The organism is Mesorhizobium sp. M7A.T.Ca.US.000.02.2.1, from assembly GCF_003996995.1.
In the GTDB taxonomy this organism is placed as follows: Bacteria; Pseudomonadota; Alphaproteobacteria; order Rhizobiales; family Rhizobiaceae; genus Mesorhizobium.
Genome location: NZ_RZTT01000104.1, coordinates 1 through 16,072 on the forward strand (window position 1 = coordinate 1; position 16,072 = coordinate 16,072).

A 16,072-nucleotide genomic window follows, 5' to 3' on the forward strand; every position below is an offset into this window, starting at 1 on the left:
CCACTGACCGTAGACCTCGCCGACAGCCTTGTAGCTGGCGTGCGCCTTCATCGCCTTCTCGACGCCCTCATGCAGGCGCTTGTCGAAACCGTCGCCGGCCATACCGCGGATCTCGAGGATGTTGGCCGGCTTGTCGCCGAGCTTGCTGGAGATGAAATCCAGTTCGGCCTTGGCATAGGAATCGAGGTTGTAGTCGACGACATAGGCGCAAGGCTCGGTGACGCCGCTGGCGAAGGCGACGACCGTGATACCGGCATTGCAGGCATCCTTGATGGCGCCGTTGAGTGCGGTGTCGGAGCCGGCAAGGACGATGATCGCGTCGTAGCCCTGCAGGATCAGGTTCTCGATCTGGCTGGCCTGTTCGGTCACCGAATTGTTCGAGCTGACGACGGCTGTTGCGGCGACCTGCTTGTCGGCCACGGCCTTGGCGCCCATTTCCTCGAAGCTCTTGATCATCACCTGGCGGAAGGAATTGCCGGCGTAGGAATTGCTGAAGGCGATCTTCTTGGCCGAAGTGTCTCCCTTGGCGACGCCGTCATCGGCGCGCGCGTCCAGCGTTGCAAAGCTGGTGCAGCCGAGCATGGCTGCAACGAATAAGGCTGTGGTCCTGCTCATTGTTGTTCTCCTCCGGTTGAAAGTCATAGCGTCCTCCCGCCGATCCTTTCGAACGAAAAATCTCAGCCCAGCCCGAGATCAGGCACGGCATCGTTCAAATGGTCGGCGAAATTCGTGTTGGGCAGCAGCGGATACCAGCCCGGACGGCCGGGATCGCGGTCGTAGGCATAGCCGCCCAGCGAGCGATAGAGCTCGGCATAGGTTGCGAGTTTGTCACGATCGAGCTCGACACCGAGGCCCGGTGCCTCCGGCACCGCGATCGCACCATTCTCGTAGGGCATCTTGCCGCCGATGATGATGTCGTCGGCAAGGTGATGGTAATGCGCGTCGGCGGTGAAGACGAGGTTGGGCAGCACAGCGCCAAGATGCAGCATGGTGGCGAGCTGAATGCCGAGTTCGCCAGAGGAATGCACCGCAATGCCGAGGCCGAACGTGTCGCAGATCTGCGCGGCGCGCACGCAGGCGCGGATGCCGCCCCAGAAGGTGGTGTCGAGCAGGATTACGTCGACCGCAGGATCGCGCACATTGGTGGCGAGCTGTTCGAAATCGATGACGATGGTGTTGGTGGCCAGCGGGATGGAGAGCTTCTCGCGCAAGCGGCGCATGCCGGCAAGGCCCCAGGTCGGGTCCTCGAAATAGTCGTTCCTGAGATCGGAGATGGCCTGGCCGAAACGCAGCGCCTCTTCGACCGACAGGGCTGCGTTCGGATCGTAGCGCAGTGTGTCGGCAGGAAATTCGGCGGCGAGCGCCCTGAAACATTCCAACTCGTAGTCGGGGTGAAACACGCCGGCCTTGAGCTTGTGGGCGTGAAAACCATGCTCGGCCTTGAGCGCGTGGGCATGTTCGAGCAATTGATCGATGGTGCGGACCTCGCCCTTGCCGCTGCGGCGGTCGGCATAGCGAAAGAACAGATAGGAAGCAAAGCCGATCCGGTCGCGCACACGCCCGCCAAGCAGTTGGTAGACCGCTACGCCGAGCTTCTTGCCGATAATGTCGAGACAGGCGAATTCCAGCGCTGCGTGGAGCTGCGTGCGATTGTTGTAGAGCGACGCCGTCGGATTGCAGATGGCGTAGCGCATGCGGTTGAGGTCGAAGGGATCGTGGCCGACAAGGTAGGATTTCAGCCCGGCGAAAGCGAGTTCGGCGCCGGCGCCGCCGCCGCCCATCTCGCCGAGCCCAACAATGCCTTCGTCGGTCTCGACCTCGACCACGGTGCGGACAAAGCGTCCCCAATGCGTACCGTTGCTGTGCCGCAATGCTGCTTCCAGCGGAACGGTGATGGTGGTCGCCTTGATGTCCGTGATCTTCATGCCGGCTCCTCTCCCCTGGCCTGCCGGCGTCATACACACTACCATGGTAGTATGTCAATACAGCGTCAATCCTGCTTGCCGCTTGAGTTGGGACGTGCGTGGTGTCATGACCGGAGCAGTGCAGCGCCATTCACAGCAACGGATTCGTCATGGGGACCAAGCTTTCGGGGGCGACCAGATTTTCAGGCAGTGCTGCCAGGTTGAAAACCGCCGGTCAGCGCGACCCCTCGCGGGTTCTGGAGCCGGTCAACAATCGCATGCCGATCTCGCCGCAGATCTACGAGCGCCTGCGCCGCGCCATCACGACGCTGGCGATGTTGCCGTCGGAAGCGCTCAGCGAACAGGACCTTGCCCAGCAGCTCGGTGTCAGCCGTACACCCGTGCGCGAGGCGCTGATCCGGCTTGCCGATGAAGGGCTGATCGACATACTGCCGCAACGCGGCAGCTTCGTCGCGCCGATCCGGCTGAGTGACGTCGAGGAAGCGCAGTTCATTCGCGAGGCGCTCGAAGTCTCCGTCGTGCAGAAGCTGGCCGGACACGGTTCGAGCGCCTTCATCGCGGCAGGCAGGGTGAACCTTGCCCAACAGGCCAAGGCAGTGGCCGAGGGCGACCGCGAGCTGTTTCTCGAGCTTGACGAGGGCTTCCATCGAAGCCTTTGCGAAGAGGCCGGCCTGCCCAAGAGCTGGCGGGTGATCCAGGTGGTCAAGCTGCAGATGGACCGTGTGCGCTATCTGAGCCTGCCCGAACCCGGCCACCTTGAAACGCTGCTCGCTCAGCATGTGGCGATCTTCGAGGCTGTGGAGATCGGCGAGGCAAAGCAGGCAGGCGCGCGTATGGCGGCGCATTTGCGCGAAGTGCTCCGCACGGTTCAACGGCTCAACGTGGCCCGCCCGGACCTCTTTGGCCAATGATCCATTGACCGCTCATTGTGCCATTGGGTGAAGAGCAGCGCCGCGGGCGTGCTGCCACATTTTTGATGAGGAATTCCTGGTGCCAAGGCCTGATCCGCGTATGCTACGGGCGCTTCGCTTGCCTGGCGTCAACCGCCGAAGCGCGGCTCCGCGACGCCCGTGATGCCAAGGCCCGTGATGGCGAACAGACTGCCGCGCAAAACGCCGTCGCCGGGAAAACGCGGCAGCGGCGGCTTGGCCATCGAGGTGACGTAAAGGGTGTCCAGCTTCGGCCCGCCGAACATGACGCTGGTGATCTTCTTGACCGGCATGTCGATGACACGGTCGATGCTGCCATCGGGCGCATAGCGCACCAGTCTTCCGTCATAGACCAGCGCATTCCACAGATAGCCCTCGGCATCGACGGTCGAGCCGTCCGCCGCACCGCCTCGGCTGGTGTCGACGCGCACGAAGGTGCGCCTGTTGGTGGCGGCACCGGTCGCGATGTCGTAGTCGTAGGCCCATATCTCGCCGGTCCAGGTGTCGGCGAAATAGAAGGTGCGGTCGTCGGGGCTCCAGCATGGACCATTGGAACAGATGATGCCGGAATCGATCCGGGTGACGGAGAAGTCCGGATCGAGCCTGTAGAGCCCGCCGGACGGCCCCTCTTCCATCGTATCCATGGAGCCGGCGAAGAAACGGCCGTACCGGTCGACCTTGCCGTCGTTGAGCCGGTTCATCGGCTTGTCCGGCTCGGGATCGTGGATCAGCGTCACATCGCCGGAGGCGAAATCGAGCAGATGGAAGCCGCGCTGCAGCGACACCACGGCGCCGCTGCCATCCTTACGCAGCGCCATCGAGCCGATCTTCATCGGCACGTCCCATGACCGGATCTCGCGTCCGTCGGCGGTCGCCCGAAACACGCGCCCGTCGAAGCTGTCGATCCAGTAGAGTCGTTCCTGTTCGACGTCCCACAGCGGCCCCTCGCCCAGTGTGGTCTTCACGTCCACCACGACTTCGATCTTCATGCCGTCCTCCTCCGTTTTTGCGTCTCGCGGCGATTGCTCGGGCCGCCTCAGAAAGCGACCTTGTCGCCGCCTTTAAATGACAGGATCTCGCGTGCCTCGTCGGGCGTCGCGACCTCCATGCCGAGCCCTTCGATGATCTTGCGGGCCAGCAAGACCTGCTCAGCGTTCGATTTGGCAAGCTTGCCTTTGCCAGCCCACAGACTGTCCTCCAGACCGACGCGGATGTTGCCGCCAAGCGCTGCCGATTGCGCGGCGATGCGGAGCTGGCTGGCGCCAGCGCCGAGAACCGACCAGCGGAACTGGTCGCCGAACAGCCGGTCGGCAGTGCGCTTCATGTGGGCGACGTCTTCGGGATGGGTGCCGATACCACCGAGCAGTCCGAACACCGACTGCACGAAGAAAGGCGGCTTCACCAACCCGCGGTCGGCGAAGTGGGAAAGGTTGTAGAGATGGGCGATGTCGTAGCACTCGAACTCGAAACGCGTGCCGTTGTCGTAGCAGGTCGCCAGGATGTACTCGATGTCCTTGAACGAGTTGCGAAAGACGAGGTCGCGGGTCGCTTCCAGATGCGGCTTTTCCCAGTCGAACTTGAAAGTCTCGTATTTGTCGGCGAGGTGATAGAGCCCGAAATTGATCGAGCCCATGTTGAGCGAGGCGACTTCCGGTTTGAACTGGGCGGCCGGGCGCACGCGCTCCTCGACCTTCATGTACGGGCTGCCACCGGTGGTGATGTTGATGGCGGCGTTGGTGCCTTGCTTGACGCGCGGCAGGAAGCGAGCGAAGGCCTCCGGCGTCTGGTCGGGCTTGCCGGTTTCCGGATCGCGCGCATGCAGATGCAGGATTGCGGCACCGGCTTCGGCAGCCGCGATCGCCTCCGAAGCGATCTGGTCCGGCGTGATCGGCAGATAAGGCGACATCGTCGGCGTGTGGATGGCGCCCGTCACCGCGCAGGTGATGATGACCTTGCCCCTGGTTTGCGCAGCACCCGGCTTGCGGCTTTCGATCATTGTCCGTACTCCTGGTCCGATTTTTTCTTGTGTGCCGCCAGCGCCATCAGCCGACGATCACGCCATACCTGCCGTTCGCCGAGGTTTTCGCGTGGCAGGCGTTCGCGGCGGTCGGCTTCGACGGTTTTCATCACCTCGCCCGCCCAGTCGACGCGCCGCAGCATCTGTGGGAAAATGTTCGAATAGATCGACTGATAACGCTCGACATAGTCGCGCACGCCGCCAGGCGCATTGAGATCGATGGTCTCGAATGGACCCATGAACGACCAGCGCAGCGCCAGCCCGTCGCGGATGCCGATGTCGACATCCTCGACACTGGCGTAGCCGTCGGCGACAAGCCGGAAAGCCTCCTCCAGCAATGCGCCTTGCAGGCGGTTCATGATGAAGCCGTCGAGTTCGCGCTTCATCACCAAGGGCGCATGACCGGCGTCGATGAGGAAGGCGCGGGTTCTCTCGACCGTTTCGGCAGACGTCCATGGCGCCGGCACGATTTCGGCCGCCGGAATGAGATAGGGCGGATTGATCGGATGCACGACCAGACAGCGATGCCGCCCTTGCAGATGGTCGGTGAATTTCGACGGCAACAGCGCCGAGGTGGAACTGGCGATGACTGTTTGCGGATCGGCAAGGCTGTCGATCAGCGAGAACACCTCCCGCTTCACCTCGAGGTTTTCAGGCGTGTTCTCCTGGATATGAACGGCACCCGCCAAGGCCTCTTCAAGCTCGGCGACAACGGAAATACGGTCAAGCACGTCACCGGCTTGCTGTCCCCGCAGAAGATCGTTCGCGGCGAGATCGCCGAGCACGCCGGCAATGTAGTCGCGGGCGCCACCCGTGGCAGTGGGCAACTGGTCCCACATCCGCACGTCATGGCCGGCGCGGGCAAAGCTGATTGCCCAAGCCCGCCCGATAAACCCGCTTCCGACGATCGCGACATTGGCCATGGCTTGTTCCTCAAAGTGTTTCGACGTTGCCGTCGACGCCGAGCGACTGGCCGGAAATGTTGATCCCCGCATCGGAGAGCAGGAAGGCGACCATCGACGCCACATCATAGGGGCTGGTCATGCGGCGCAGCGAGATGTTCTGCAGATAGCGTCCGGTCATCTCCTCGTGGCTGATACCGACCTGCTTGGCGCGCGCCGAGATAACACCTTCGATGCGGGGCCCCTCGATGATGCCGGGCAGGATGGCGTTGACCCTGATGGCGTGCGGTCCGAGTTCCTTGGCGAGACTCTGCGTGAAACCGATGACACCGAACTTGGCCGCCGAATAGGGTGTGCGGAAGGCGTAGCCATGGCGGCCGGCGGCAGACGACATCGAGACGATCGAACCACCGCCCGCCGCCTTGATCAGCGGCACGGCGCGCCGAGCGCACAGGAACTGGCCGGTCAGGCAGATGTCGATGCAGCGCCGCCAGTCGGAAGGGTCGATCTCGTCGACACCGCCGGTCGGCCCGGCAATGCCGGCATTGTTGATCAACGCATCGAGCCCGCCGAGTTTTTTCTCGACCGCCTCGAACAGGCGGTCGACATCCTCGTCGCGCGAGACATCGGCCTTGACCGCAGCGACAAGGTCGATCTTGCCGGGAGCAGCGGCCAACGCCTCGTCGGAAACATCGCAGACGACGATGCGAGCGCCGAGGCGTGACAGCGTGTCGGCTATGGCAAACCCGATGCCGCCGGCGCCCGCCGTGACCAGCACGCGCTGGCCTTTCAGCCCGGTCAGAAATTCGTCCGCCGATTCCGGCGCCCTTGTGCTCATGGTCCTGTCCTTTTCATTGCAGCCGCCGTTCGCGCAACGCCATGACGGCGCCCAGAACGACCAGTCCGTAAAGAATTGCCCTCGTGGCATAGGGAAGCGTGGTGCCGGCGAGCAGCATCTGCAGTGCGGTCAGCAACAACACGCCGCCGAGCATGCCGAGATAGTGGCCGCGTCCGCCGGTGATCAGCGCGCCGCCGACCACCACCACGGCGATCGACGGCAACAGATAGTCGTCGCCCATGCCAAGGCTTGCCTGACCCGAAAAGCCGGTCAGCATGATGCCGACAACAGCCGCGCAGACGGCCGAAAGCATATAGACCAGGATCAGCGTGCGCTCGACGCCGATGCCCGACAAGCGCGCCGCGCGCAGCCCATTGCCGATGCCGTAGACGCGTCGTCCGAACGGGGTGCGGCCAAGCAGCAATACCGCCGCGACGACAAAGACGACCATCAGCAGGACGATTGGGGTCAGCAGGCCGGCAAGCTTGGCCGTCATGACCCAGCGCAGCATCGGCGAGGAAAACCCGGCCGGCGTTCCCTGCGAATAGAGCAGCGCACAGCCTTGCAGGATGCCGTTGGTGGCGAGCGTCATGACGATCGGCGAGATGCCGAGATAGACGATGCCGAAACCATTGGCGAAGCCGATGGCGCAGGCCATCACCAGGACGACCGGCAAGGCGTAGACAAGGGCGGCGTCGGAGCCGTTGACCATGCCTGCCAGGATGATGCCGGAGATGCCGATCGTCCACGGCACGGAGAGGTCGAGGCCCCCGGTCAGAATGACGGTTCCCTGCCCGAGCGCCAGGACGGCTAGGAAGGACGACAGCACCAGCAGCGAATTCCAGTACCCCGGATTGAGGATGGCGCGGCCGAGCCAGATTTGGGTGACGACCACGATGAGCAGCAGGCAGACATAGGCCGGCAGCGCATAGCGCAGCGTTTCCGCATTGCGCAGATGGAAGGCAGGGCGCGGCGATGCCGGACTGCGCTGGGCATGGGCTGGCTCGGCGATCTTGAGACGCCGGTCCACGCGCTCGAGTTGCGAGGGCAATATGCCGGCGCGCCAGGCGGCAAGCCGGGCGCGCGCGGCGCGCAATTGCACGGCAAGCACCGATGCATGCGAGATGGAGCCGGCAAGTGCTGCCAGCACCAGAATGGTGCCTTCGGCGATGGTCGCATAATAGGCCGAGACATTGAGCACCAGCAGGATGTTCACCACGATCATCAGGATGTAGGCGCCGAAGACAGAGCCCACCGGGCCGCCCTGCCCGCCACCGAGGCGCGTGCCGCCGACGACGACCGCCGCGAACATCGACAAGAGCAGCGGATTGCCGACCAGCGGATCGCCGCTGCCGGTCTGGGCGCTGATGAACACGCCGGCAAGGCCATAGCAGCCGCCGGCGATGACATAGACGGCAAAGCGCACCAGCACGACATTGATGCCGACGGAAGCGGCCGAGTCCGGATCGCTGCCGACCGCATAAAGTGCTGTGCCGAAGCGGGTTCCCTTCAGCCAGAACCAGGCGAGCAGGACGACGCCGATCACCACCAGCGGCATCGGCAGCCAGCCGGCGATCGCGTCGCCAAGATAGAAGGTACCGAGATCGGGCGACACGAAGCCACCGGGCTTGTCCATCACCAGCAGCGTCACGCCTTGCAGGATGAACATGGTGGACAGCGTCACCACGATGGGCTGCATGCGCAGCACGGCGATGAAGAAGCCGTTGAAGGCGCCCACCGCCATGCCGACGCCGATGCCGACGGCGGTCCACAGGATGATGCTGGCGCCTGGCGCCATCGGGTCCATGCTCGATGCCAGCACGGCATTGACCAGCGATATCACCGCCCCGGCGGACAGGTCGAAGCCGCCCGACAGGATGACGATGGTCTGACCGATCGCGGCGAGCGCCGAGGTGGCGCCGCCGCTCGACAGGAACGACACGTCGAAATAGGTCAGCGGCCCGGCGCTGATCCAGTCGACGACGAAGAGCAGGATCGCCAGGACGGCCGCGGCGATCAGCGCGCCGCGATTGCGCACCAGCGCACGGCGCAGTCCGAAGCGGCCGGGAACAGGGGATGAGGATGCTGCGCTGCTCATGCGGCGGCTTCCCCGGCATGGCCAAGCGCCGGGCGCATGATGGCCGGTTCGGTGATGGCGTCGCCTTCGAGTTCGGCGGCGATGCGCCCGTCATAGAGGACCAGGACCCTGTCGCATTGGTGAACGAGTTCGGGGATCTCCGTCGAGTGCAGCAGGATCGAACCGCCCGAAGCCACATAGTTTCGCATCATCACATAAAGCTCGTGCTTGGTGCCGACGTCGATGCCTCGGGTGGGATCGAACAACAGCAGGATGCGGCTCTGCGCCACCAGCCATTTGGCGATGGCGATCTTCTGCTGGTTGCCGCCGGAAAACGCACCGGCCCGCGTCCACAGCGCGCGGCGGTCGACCTCGACAGTGGCGAATGCCGCCTCGACGGAGCGGGTCTCAGCCTGCGCGTCGACAAGGCCTAGCCGTGTGAAGCGCGATATCACCGGCAGGGTGGCGTTCTGGCTGCCCGACAGTTTCAGGAACAGGCCTTCGGATTTGCGGTCTTCCGGCACCAGGCCGATGGCCATGTTGGGGCGCAAGGCATCGGCCGGCGAACCGAGCCAGACCTTGCGGCCGTCGACGAGGATGTGGCCGCGCTCGATCTCGGCCATGCCAAAGCAGGCCAGGAACAGGTCCTGCTGGCCCATGCCCTGCAACCCGGCGACGCCGAGGATCTCGCCCTTGCGCAGATCGAAGCCGGCGCCGTCGAGCTTGCGCCCGACCTTGAGGTCGCGCACGCCCAGAACCGGCGGCCCGAAAGCCTGGGCGCTGTCCGGCTTGGGCGGGAAGGTCTGCTCGATGCTGCGGCCGATGATCTTTTCGATGACGTCGCCATCCGAGACGTCCGCAACCGGCGCGGTGACGATGTGGCGGCCGTTTCTCAAGATCGTCAGCGTGTCGCAAAAGGCGCGGACTTCGCGCATGCGATGGGTGATGAAGACGATGGTGGTACCCGCCGTCTTCAGCCTGGCGATGATCGCGCCCAGCCAGTCGACGTCGCGGCCGGCGAGCGTCGAGGTCGGTTCGTCAAGCAAAAGGATGCGCGGCTTGCGGTAGACGGCACGGGCGATTTCGATCTTCTGGCGCACCGAAAGCTCAAGTTCACCTACCTCGGCATCGAGATCGACGGAAAAACCGAGATTTTCGACATGGCGACGGACGGCCTTGCGGGCAGCACCGCGGCGGATCAGGCCGGAGACGCCCACGGGGGCGTAAGGCAGCATCATGTTGTCGAGGACGGAGAGGTCGCGCACCAGTGTCATATCCTGGAATGCTGTCTGCATGCCGAGCGCATGGGCTGCGCGCGGGGCGCCGTAAGCGATCTCCTTGCCGAAGACACGGACATGGCCTTGGGTCGGCCGGACCAGCCCGGACAGCAGCTTCACAAGTGTCGACTTGCCGGCTCCGTTTTCACCGAGCAGGGCATGGACGCTGCCGGGCGCGATCCGAAACGACACGCCGTCCAGCGCGACGGTCGGGCCGAACGCCTTGCTGATGCCGTCGATCTCGATGGCGGGGAGCTCGGAATGTTCTGTCATTGTCCTCGATCGCCAGGCTTGGCATGGACTGACGATGCACGGACAGAAAATGTCCGCGCATCGTCAGATCGCCTTGGGAGGCTTATTCTTCCGGTTGTCCCACGAGGGCAGCCGCGAGGCCGACCTCGGGTGTCTGGTCCGAGAAGATCGAGGCAAACCAGCCCGGATTGGAGACCAGCGACGGCTTGAAGGCGTTGCAGCCGGCCTTCATCTCCGCCCATGTGCCTTCGTCGCACAGCTTGATCGTCTCATTGGTGACGACCGGCAGCGGCAGGATGGTGGTTTTCGGCACGTCCTTGCCTTCGATCGCCTCGACGGCAAGCTTCAGCGCCAGCGCACCCGAATAAGGCGGCGAGGCATAGGAAATGCGTTGTGCGCCGGCCGGCGCGTAGGGCGCGGCCGCACCTTCGACTGCGGTGCCCTCCGGCAGCATCTGGATGCGGCCGCCATTGGAACCTTCGCCGGCGCAAGGCAGGAGTTCGCTGGTCTTCTTGCCGGCCTCGAGCTGCATCGAGTTGGCGGTGAAGCAGCCGACCTGCATCCACAGCCCGTTGATGTCGTCCCAATTGCGGGTGGCCAGGATTTTCGAAAGCTCGGTGCGGGCGACCGCCTGGCTCCACATGCCGACAGCCTCGCCGACGATCTTGATATCAGGATATTTGGCGAAGACTTCCTTGGCGGCTTTTGTCCGCTGATCGTCAACGGATGTTCCCGGGACACCCGTGATGGCGATAATGTTGCCCTTGCCGTTGAGCTTCTTGACCAGCCATTCGGCGGTCACCCTGCCGGCTTCCAGCTGGTCGATGTGGACGTTGTAGGCGCAAGGCTCGGTGATCTCGGCGTCGTAGGCAAAGACCTTCACGCCCTTGTCGCAGGCATTCTTGACGACCTGGTTGAGCGCGGTCGGCGAGATCGGATATACGACGATGGCCTCGGCGCCGCTTTGCACCATTGCGTTGATCTGCTGAATCTGGCGTTGCGCGTTGGGGCCTGCGACCTGGACCTGCAGGTCGACCTTGTCGGCCAGGCTCTTGTGGGCGGCCATGGCCTTGACCATGTTGGCCGCCTCCGCCTGCCAATCATTGCCGATGTAGCTCATGCTGAGAAAGATCTTGTGCTTCTCGGCTGCCTGCGCGGCGGACAGGCCGAAGGCGCATGCAGCCATCCCAGCCAGCAGCGCGAGCCGCCGGACTTTCGATCCGATACCCATGTGAAACTCCTCCCAAACAGAACGACCGAATGCCTCCCAAGGGCACAAAACGTAGCCCTTGCCATTCGATGCCAGCGACCGTAACATGATTTGATCAAATATCAATGATGAAATCGTTTATATCGAAACGAGCTATGTCGGCCGCTTGACGTGGCACCACGAACCTTGCATTCCGACACAAGCAATAGTGTCGCCCTTGGGCGGGAAGGTTGACCGGAGATGGCTGGATCGGCGTTCAGGAAGCCTGGTGTCGAGATCATTCCACTGTCCAAGGAAACTCTGCAGGACCGGGTCTACAATCAGGTCACCGAACTGATCCTCGACGGCAGCATCGTACCGGGCGAGATGGTCACGGTTCAGAGCCTCGCCGACGCCTTTGGCGTCAGCCCGATGCCGGTCAGGGAAGCGCTGCGGCGCCTGACGGCAGCCAACGCGCTCACCGTGGTATCCGGACGCTCCATTGGTATTCCGGCACTCAGCCGCGAGCGGCTCACCGATTTGCGCAATGTACGTTTTGAGATAGAGGCCATCGCCGCCGGCTGGGCCTCACAGAACCGGAGTGATGCGGATCTTGCGATTTTCGCGCGCGATCTGGACTCACTGGAACGCGCGAATGGCGCGGACGACGTAAAGGCCTATCTCAGGGCGAATTATACCTTCCACTTCGCAATCTACCGAGCAGCGGGATCCGAAACCCTGCTCAAGATCATCAAGGATCTATGGCTGCAGATCAGCCCCTATTTCAATATGCTGCATGGGTCCTACTCGACCGCGAACACATACCATCAACAGATGTTTGCGGCCCTGCGCGACCGGGACGAGCAGGCAGTTCAGGCGGCGGTTCGTGGCGATATCGATGCGGCTTTCGACATGCTGGTCGATCTTTTGAAGTAGCGCCCGGCCCGACCTCCGACCCCTAACACATGCCTCCTATTTCTGGGGATGGCAGAGCAGCGCTCATGCGCACTCAGCGGGCAAGCGCGGGCTTCTTCTGGTGATCTAGAGATCATATCCCGAGCGCGCCATCCATGATTCTCGTGCTGGAGCTTACCGGCGGCAGCCGATGACGCGGCGAACGCATCGCATGGTCATTATCGGATTGCCAAAATCTGGTAGCGTGATTATACCAGTTGATCAGTTGACGACGCGCGATGCCGTCGGCGAAGAACAGGAGTGGTGACCAGATGACAACGATTGCGCTGTTCGGGGCTGGCGGGAAAATGGGCTACCGCCTGTCGACCAATTTTCGCGGGTCGCCCTACACGATACGCCATGTCGAGGTCAGCGATGCCGGCCGCGAACGGCTGAAGACCGGACTGGGTTTCGATACGGTCAGTGCCGACGAGGCGCTCAAGGACGCCGATGTGGTGATCCTGGCCGTCCCCGACACGCATATCGGCAAGGTCGCGGCCAGCATCGAGAGCAAGCTGGCGCCAGGCACGATGGTGGTGGTGCTCGACGCGGCGGCACCTTTCGCCGGCCATCTGCCGAAGCGGCCTGACCTCACCTATTTCGTCACTCACCCCTGCCATCCGCCGATCTTCAATGACGAGACCGACATGGCAGCCAAGAAGGACTATTTCGGCGGCGTGAAGGCCAAGCAGCACATGGTCAGCGCCCTGATGCAGGGCCCGGAAGAGGACTACGCCAAGGGCGAGGCGATCGCGAAGATCATATGGGCGCCGGTGATGCGTTCGCACCGCGTCAGCGTCGAACAGATGGCGCTGCTCGAGCCTGGCCTTTCGGAGACGGTGTGCGCCTCGTTGCTGGTGGTCATGAAAGAAGCCGTCGACGAGGTCGTGGCGCGCGGCGTCGACCAGCAGGCGGCACTCGACTTCCTGCTCGGCCATATGAACGTGCTCGGCGCCGTCATTTTCGGCGAGACCAAGGGCGTTTTCTCGGATGCCTGCAACAAGGCGATCGAATTCGGCAAGCCGGTGCTGATGCGTGACGACTGGAAGCGCGTGTTCGAACCGGAAGAGATCGCCGCCAGCATTCAGCGGATCACCTGAGAGAAGACAGGTGCTTGACGCAGCACCTCAAGGGCCCGGCATGCCATTGCCGATCCTCGATTTGGTAGCTCATCAGGTACATGTCACCTGAATTTGTGGTTGACTCATCATACCAGTTGGCTTAGCTGTTCATGGCTCGGATCGACAAGGTTCGCAGGGAGCACGATGCCTGGGCAAGTGGAGGATGGCTGGGGAGCAACGATCCGTCCTGGGTAAGCCGGCAACGGTTTTCGACCCAAGCGATCCGCGGCCCGGGCTGCCTGACGAATTCGGATGCAGACAAAGCCATTGGCCGATCAAGGCAATTTTTCAAACGGGAGGACTTCATGAAACTCACACGCAGAATGACGCTTGCGGCTTTCGCCGGCATGCTGGCGCTTGGCACGGCAGTGCCCGCCTATGCGGCGGATCTCATCGCCATTATCACGCCCTCACACGACAATCCGTTCTTCAAGGCGGAAGCCGTCGGCGCGGAAGCCAAGGCCAAGGAACTCGGCTATGAGGCGCTGGTGCTGGTCCATGACGACGACGCCAACAAGCAGTCCGAGCTGATCGACACCGCGATCGGCCGCGGTGCCAAGGCGATCATCCTCGACAATGCCGGCGCGGACGCCACCGTCGCCGCCGTGCAGAAGGCCAAGGATGCGGGCATTCCGTCCTTCCTGATCGACCGCGAGATCAACGCCACCGGCGTGGCCGTGGCGCAGATCGTCTCCAACAACTACCAGGGCGCCCAGCTCGGCGCGCAGGAATTCGTCAAGCTGATGGGCGAGAAGGGCAATTTCGTCGAACTGGTCGGCAAGGAATCCGACACCAATGCCGGCATTCGTTCCAAGGGTTATCACGACGTCATCGATGACTATCCGGACCTGAAGATGGTTGCCCAGCAGTCGGCCAACTGGAGCCAGACGGAAGCCTATTCCAAGATGGAATCGATCCTGCAGGCCAACCCCGACATCAAGGGCGTGATCTCCGGCAACGATACGATGGCGATGGGCGCCTATGCGGCACTTGCCGCGGCGAACCGCAAGGACGTCATCGTCGTCGGCTTCGACGGATCGAACGACGTACGGGACTCCATCGCGTCGGGCGGTATCAAGGCAACCGTGCTGCAGCCGGCCTTCGCGCAGGCGCAGATGGCGGTCGAGCAGGCCAACGACTTCATCAAGAACAAGAAGTCGCCGGCCAAGGAAAAGCAGTTGATGGACTGCGTTCTGATCAATGGCGACAATGCCGCCAAGCTGGAGACCTTCGCGCTGACGAACTGAGCCAGCGTGATTTCAATAGCGAGGGGCGAACATCGGTTTTCGCCCCTCGCCGCCATTTTCCGTGGGCCGCCCACGATGCTGAACGACAGGCCGCCATGCTGAACACCAAGCCGAACTGGCCGACCCTTACCGTAATGGTCGGCATCAGCCTGACCGCCTGCAAGATCCTGCCTACGAAATCGGAAGCCGGAGACAACGCTCCCGCCTTCAATCCAGACAAGATGGTCGAAGAGACATGGGCGGCAAAGGTCGTGCCCTATCTCCAGCAGAAAGCCGGACCGTTTGCGCAGGTTCACACCCTGGCGACAACCGATCCATCGGCTGCCGGCGCCAAATACGGCAATCCGAACAAGCAGGCGAATTCGCCTTGGACTTTCGCGGTTCGCCTGGAAGGCAAGATCGTCGCGGCCAACACGCAGTCGCGGGCAGCAACCGTCGACGTCGATGTCGACGGCGACGGCAAAGCCGATGCACGAGTGCAGATCGGACCGGCGGTGCGCGGTACCGCGCTGCGCGACAGCCTGGACTTCATCCAGTTCAACGACTTCACCAACCAGATCGACTTCGCCCAGTTCGGCAAGGCGTTCAACGCTTATGCCGACAAGACGGTGCTCTCCAAGCTGCCACGCGATGCGCTGCAAGGCCGCAGCGCCAAGGTGCTCGGCGCCTATACGCTGGGGAGCGGCCAGGACCTGCCGCTGGTGACGGCGGCGGAGGCAGAGATCGGGCCGAAGCCATGAGCGCGACAACTGAGCGCGAAATCATCCTGAAGCTCGAGGACGTCTCCAAGGTCTATTCCGGCACCGTTGCGGTCAAGCGCGCCAATTTCGAGGTGCGCAAGGGCGCGGTCAACGTGCTGGTCGGTGAAAACGGCGCCGGCAAGTCGACGCTGATGAAGATCATCGCCGGTGTCGAACGGCCGACCGCCGGCCGCATCCTGCTGGAAGGTAAAGAGGTTTCCTTCTCCTCGTCCGCGGACGCGGTGAACCGCGGCATCGGCATGGTGTTCCAGGAGCTGAACCTGTTCGGCAATATGAGCGTCGCCGAGAATATTTTCGCCACCCGGGAGATCACCAACCGCTTCGGCAAGATCGACCGCGAGCAACAGGAAAACCGCGCTGCGGAATTTCTGGAACGCCTGCAAGCCGGCATACGGCCAGACATGCTGGTCGAGGATCTGCGCATCGGTCAGCAGCAGCTGGTCGAGATCGCCAAGGCGGTCTCGCTCGACGCGCGCATCCTGATCATGGACGAGCCGACCTCGGCGCTGAGCGCTGCGGAAGTCGAGATCCTGTTCAAGGTGATCGCCGACCTCAAGGCACGCGGCGTGGCGATCGTTTATAT

General features: G+C 63.0%; 15 protein-coding genes. 6 read left to right on the forward strand and 9 right to left on the reverse strand.

Annotated elements, in window-relative coordinates; all coding sequences use genetic code 11:
• The coding region (locus tag EOD15_RS12510) for a substrate-binding domain-containing protein (protein WP_185928995.1) at window positions 1–615 on the reverse strand (615 nt) is incomplete at its 3' end.
• Window positions 616–677: 62 nt separating this feature from the next.
• Window positions 678–1,925, reverse strand: coding sequence for an enolase C-terminal domain-like protein (locus tag EOD15_RS12515; protein ID WP_127319833.1), 1,248 nt, complete (start codon window positions 1,923–1,925; stop codon window positions 678–680).
• Window positions 1,926–2,074: 149 nt separating this feature from the next.
• On the opposite strand from EOD15_RS12515, the gene EOD15_RS12520 reads away from it, so the two are divergent.
• Window positions 2,075–2,836, forward strand: coding sequence for a GntR family transcriptional regulator (locus tag EOD15_RS12520; RefSeq protein WP_127319831.1), 762 nt, complete (start codon window positions 2,075–2,077; stop codon window positions 2,834–2,836).
• 128 nt (window positions 2,837–2,964) lie between these two features.
• On the opposite strand, the gene EOD15_RS12525 is transcribed toward EOD15_RS12520, so the two are convergent.
• The 7 genes from EOD15_RS12525 to EOD15_RS12555 all read right to left on the reverse strand — a co-directional run bounded on the left by EOD15_RS12525 (window position 2,965) and on the right by EOD15_RS12555 (window position 11,448).
• Window positions 2,965–3,843, reverse strand: a complete 879-nt coding sequence (locus tag EOD15_RS12525) for an SMP-30/gluconolactonase/LRE family protein (RefSeq protein ID WP_127319829.1) — start codon at window positions 3,841–3,843, stop codon at window positions 2,965–2,967.
• Between the two features lie 47 nt (window positions 3,844–3,890).
• Window positions 3,891–4,850, reverse strand: a complete 960-nt coding sequence (locus EOD15_RS12530; protein WP_127319827.1) for a 3-keto-5-aminohexanoate cleavage protein — start codon at window positions 4,848–4,850, stop codon at window positions 3,891–3,893.
• Window positions 4,847–5,794: a 3-hydroxyacyl-CoA dehydrogenase gene (locus EOD15_RS12535; protein WP_127319825.1), complete on the reverse strand. Its 948-nt coding sequence runs from the start codon at window positions 5,792–5,794 to the stop codon at window positions 4,847–4,849. Before EOD15_RS12535 ends, EOD15_RS12530 begins: the two co-directional genes overlap by 4 nt.
• A 10-nt stretch (window positions 5,795–5,804) precedes the next feature.
• Complete coding sequence (locus EOD15_RS12540; protein WP_127382824.1) at window positions 5,805–6,611, reverse strand: SDR family oxidoreductase; 807 nt, start codon at window positions 6,609–6,611, stop codon at window positions 5,805–5,807.
• Between the two features lie 13 nt (window positions 6,612–6,624).
• Entirely contained in the window at window positions 6,625–8,709 is a 2,085-nt protein-coding gene (locus EOD15_RS12545) for an ABC transporter permease (protein WP_127408527.1), read from the reverse strand.
• Entirely contained in the window at window positions 8,706–10,238 is a 1,533-nt protein-coding gene (locus tag EOD15_RS12550; protein WP_127408528.1) for a sugar ABC transporter ATP-binding protein, read from the reverse strand. Before EOD15_RS12550 ends, EOD15_RS12545 begins: the two co-directional genes overlap by 4 nt.
• Before the next feature lie 82 nt (window positions 10,239–10,320).
• Window positions 10,321–11,448, reverse strand: coding sequence for a sugar ABC transporter substrate-binding protein (locus EOD15_RS12555; RefSeq protein ID WP_127382821.1), 1,128 nt, complete (start codon window positions 11,446–11,448; stop codon window positions 10,321–10,323).
• Window positions 11,449–11,667: 219 nt separating this feature from the next.
• Here EOD15_RS12555 and EOD15_RS12560 point away from each other — a divergent pair, with 219 nt between their 5' ends.
• The 5 genes from EOD15_RS12560 to EOD15_RS12580 all read left to right on the forward strand — a co-directional run.
• Window positions 11,668–12,342, forward strand: coding sequence for a GntR family transcriptional regulator (locus EOD15_RS12560; RefSeq protein ID WP_013533053.1), 675 nt, complete (start codon window positions 11,668–11,670; stop codon window positions 12,340–12,342).
• A gap of 290 nt (window positions 12,343–12,632) precedes the next feature.
• A complete protein-coding gene (locus EOD15_RS12565) occupies window positions 12,633–13,460 on the forward strand; it encodes a phosphogluconate dehydrogenase C-terminal domain-containing protein (RefSeq protein ID WP_127269048.1) in 828 nt (275 codons plus the stop codon).
• Window positions 13,461–13,786: 326 nt separating this feature from the next.
• Window positions 13,787–14,728, forward strand: a complete 942-nt coding sequence (locus EOD15_RS12570) for a D-ribose ABC transporter substrate-binding protein (RefSeq protein ID WP_127269049.1) — start codon at window positions 13,787–13,789, stop codon at window positions 14,726–14,728.
• Between the two features lie 95 nt (window positions 14,729–14,823).
• Window positions 14,824–15,468, forward strand: a complete 645-nt coding sequence (locus tag EOD15_RS12575; protein ID WP_127318184.1) for a DUF2291 family protein — start codon at window positions 14,824–14,826, stop codon at window positions 15,466–15,468.
• A partial coding sequence (locus EOD15_RS12580) for an ATP-binding cassette domain-containing protein (protein ID WP_148129536.1) occupies window positions 15,465–16,072 on the forward strand: 608 nt, incomplete at its 3' end. The genes EOD15_RS12575 and EOD15_RS12580, both read left to right, overlap by 4 nt.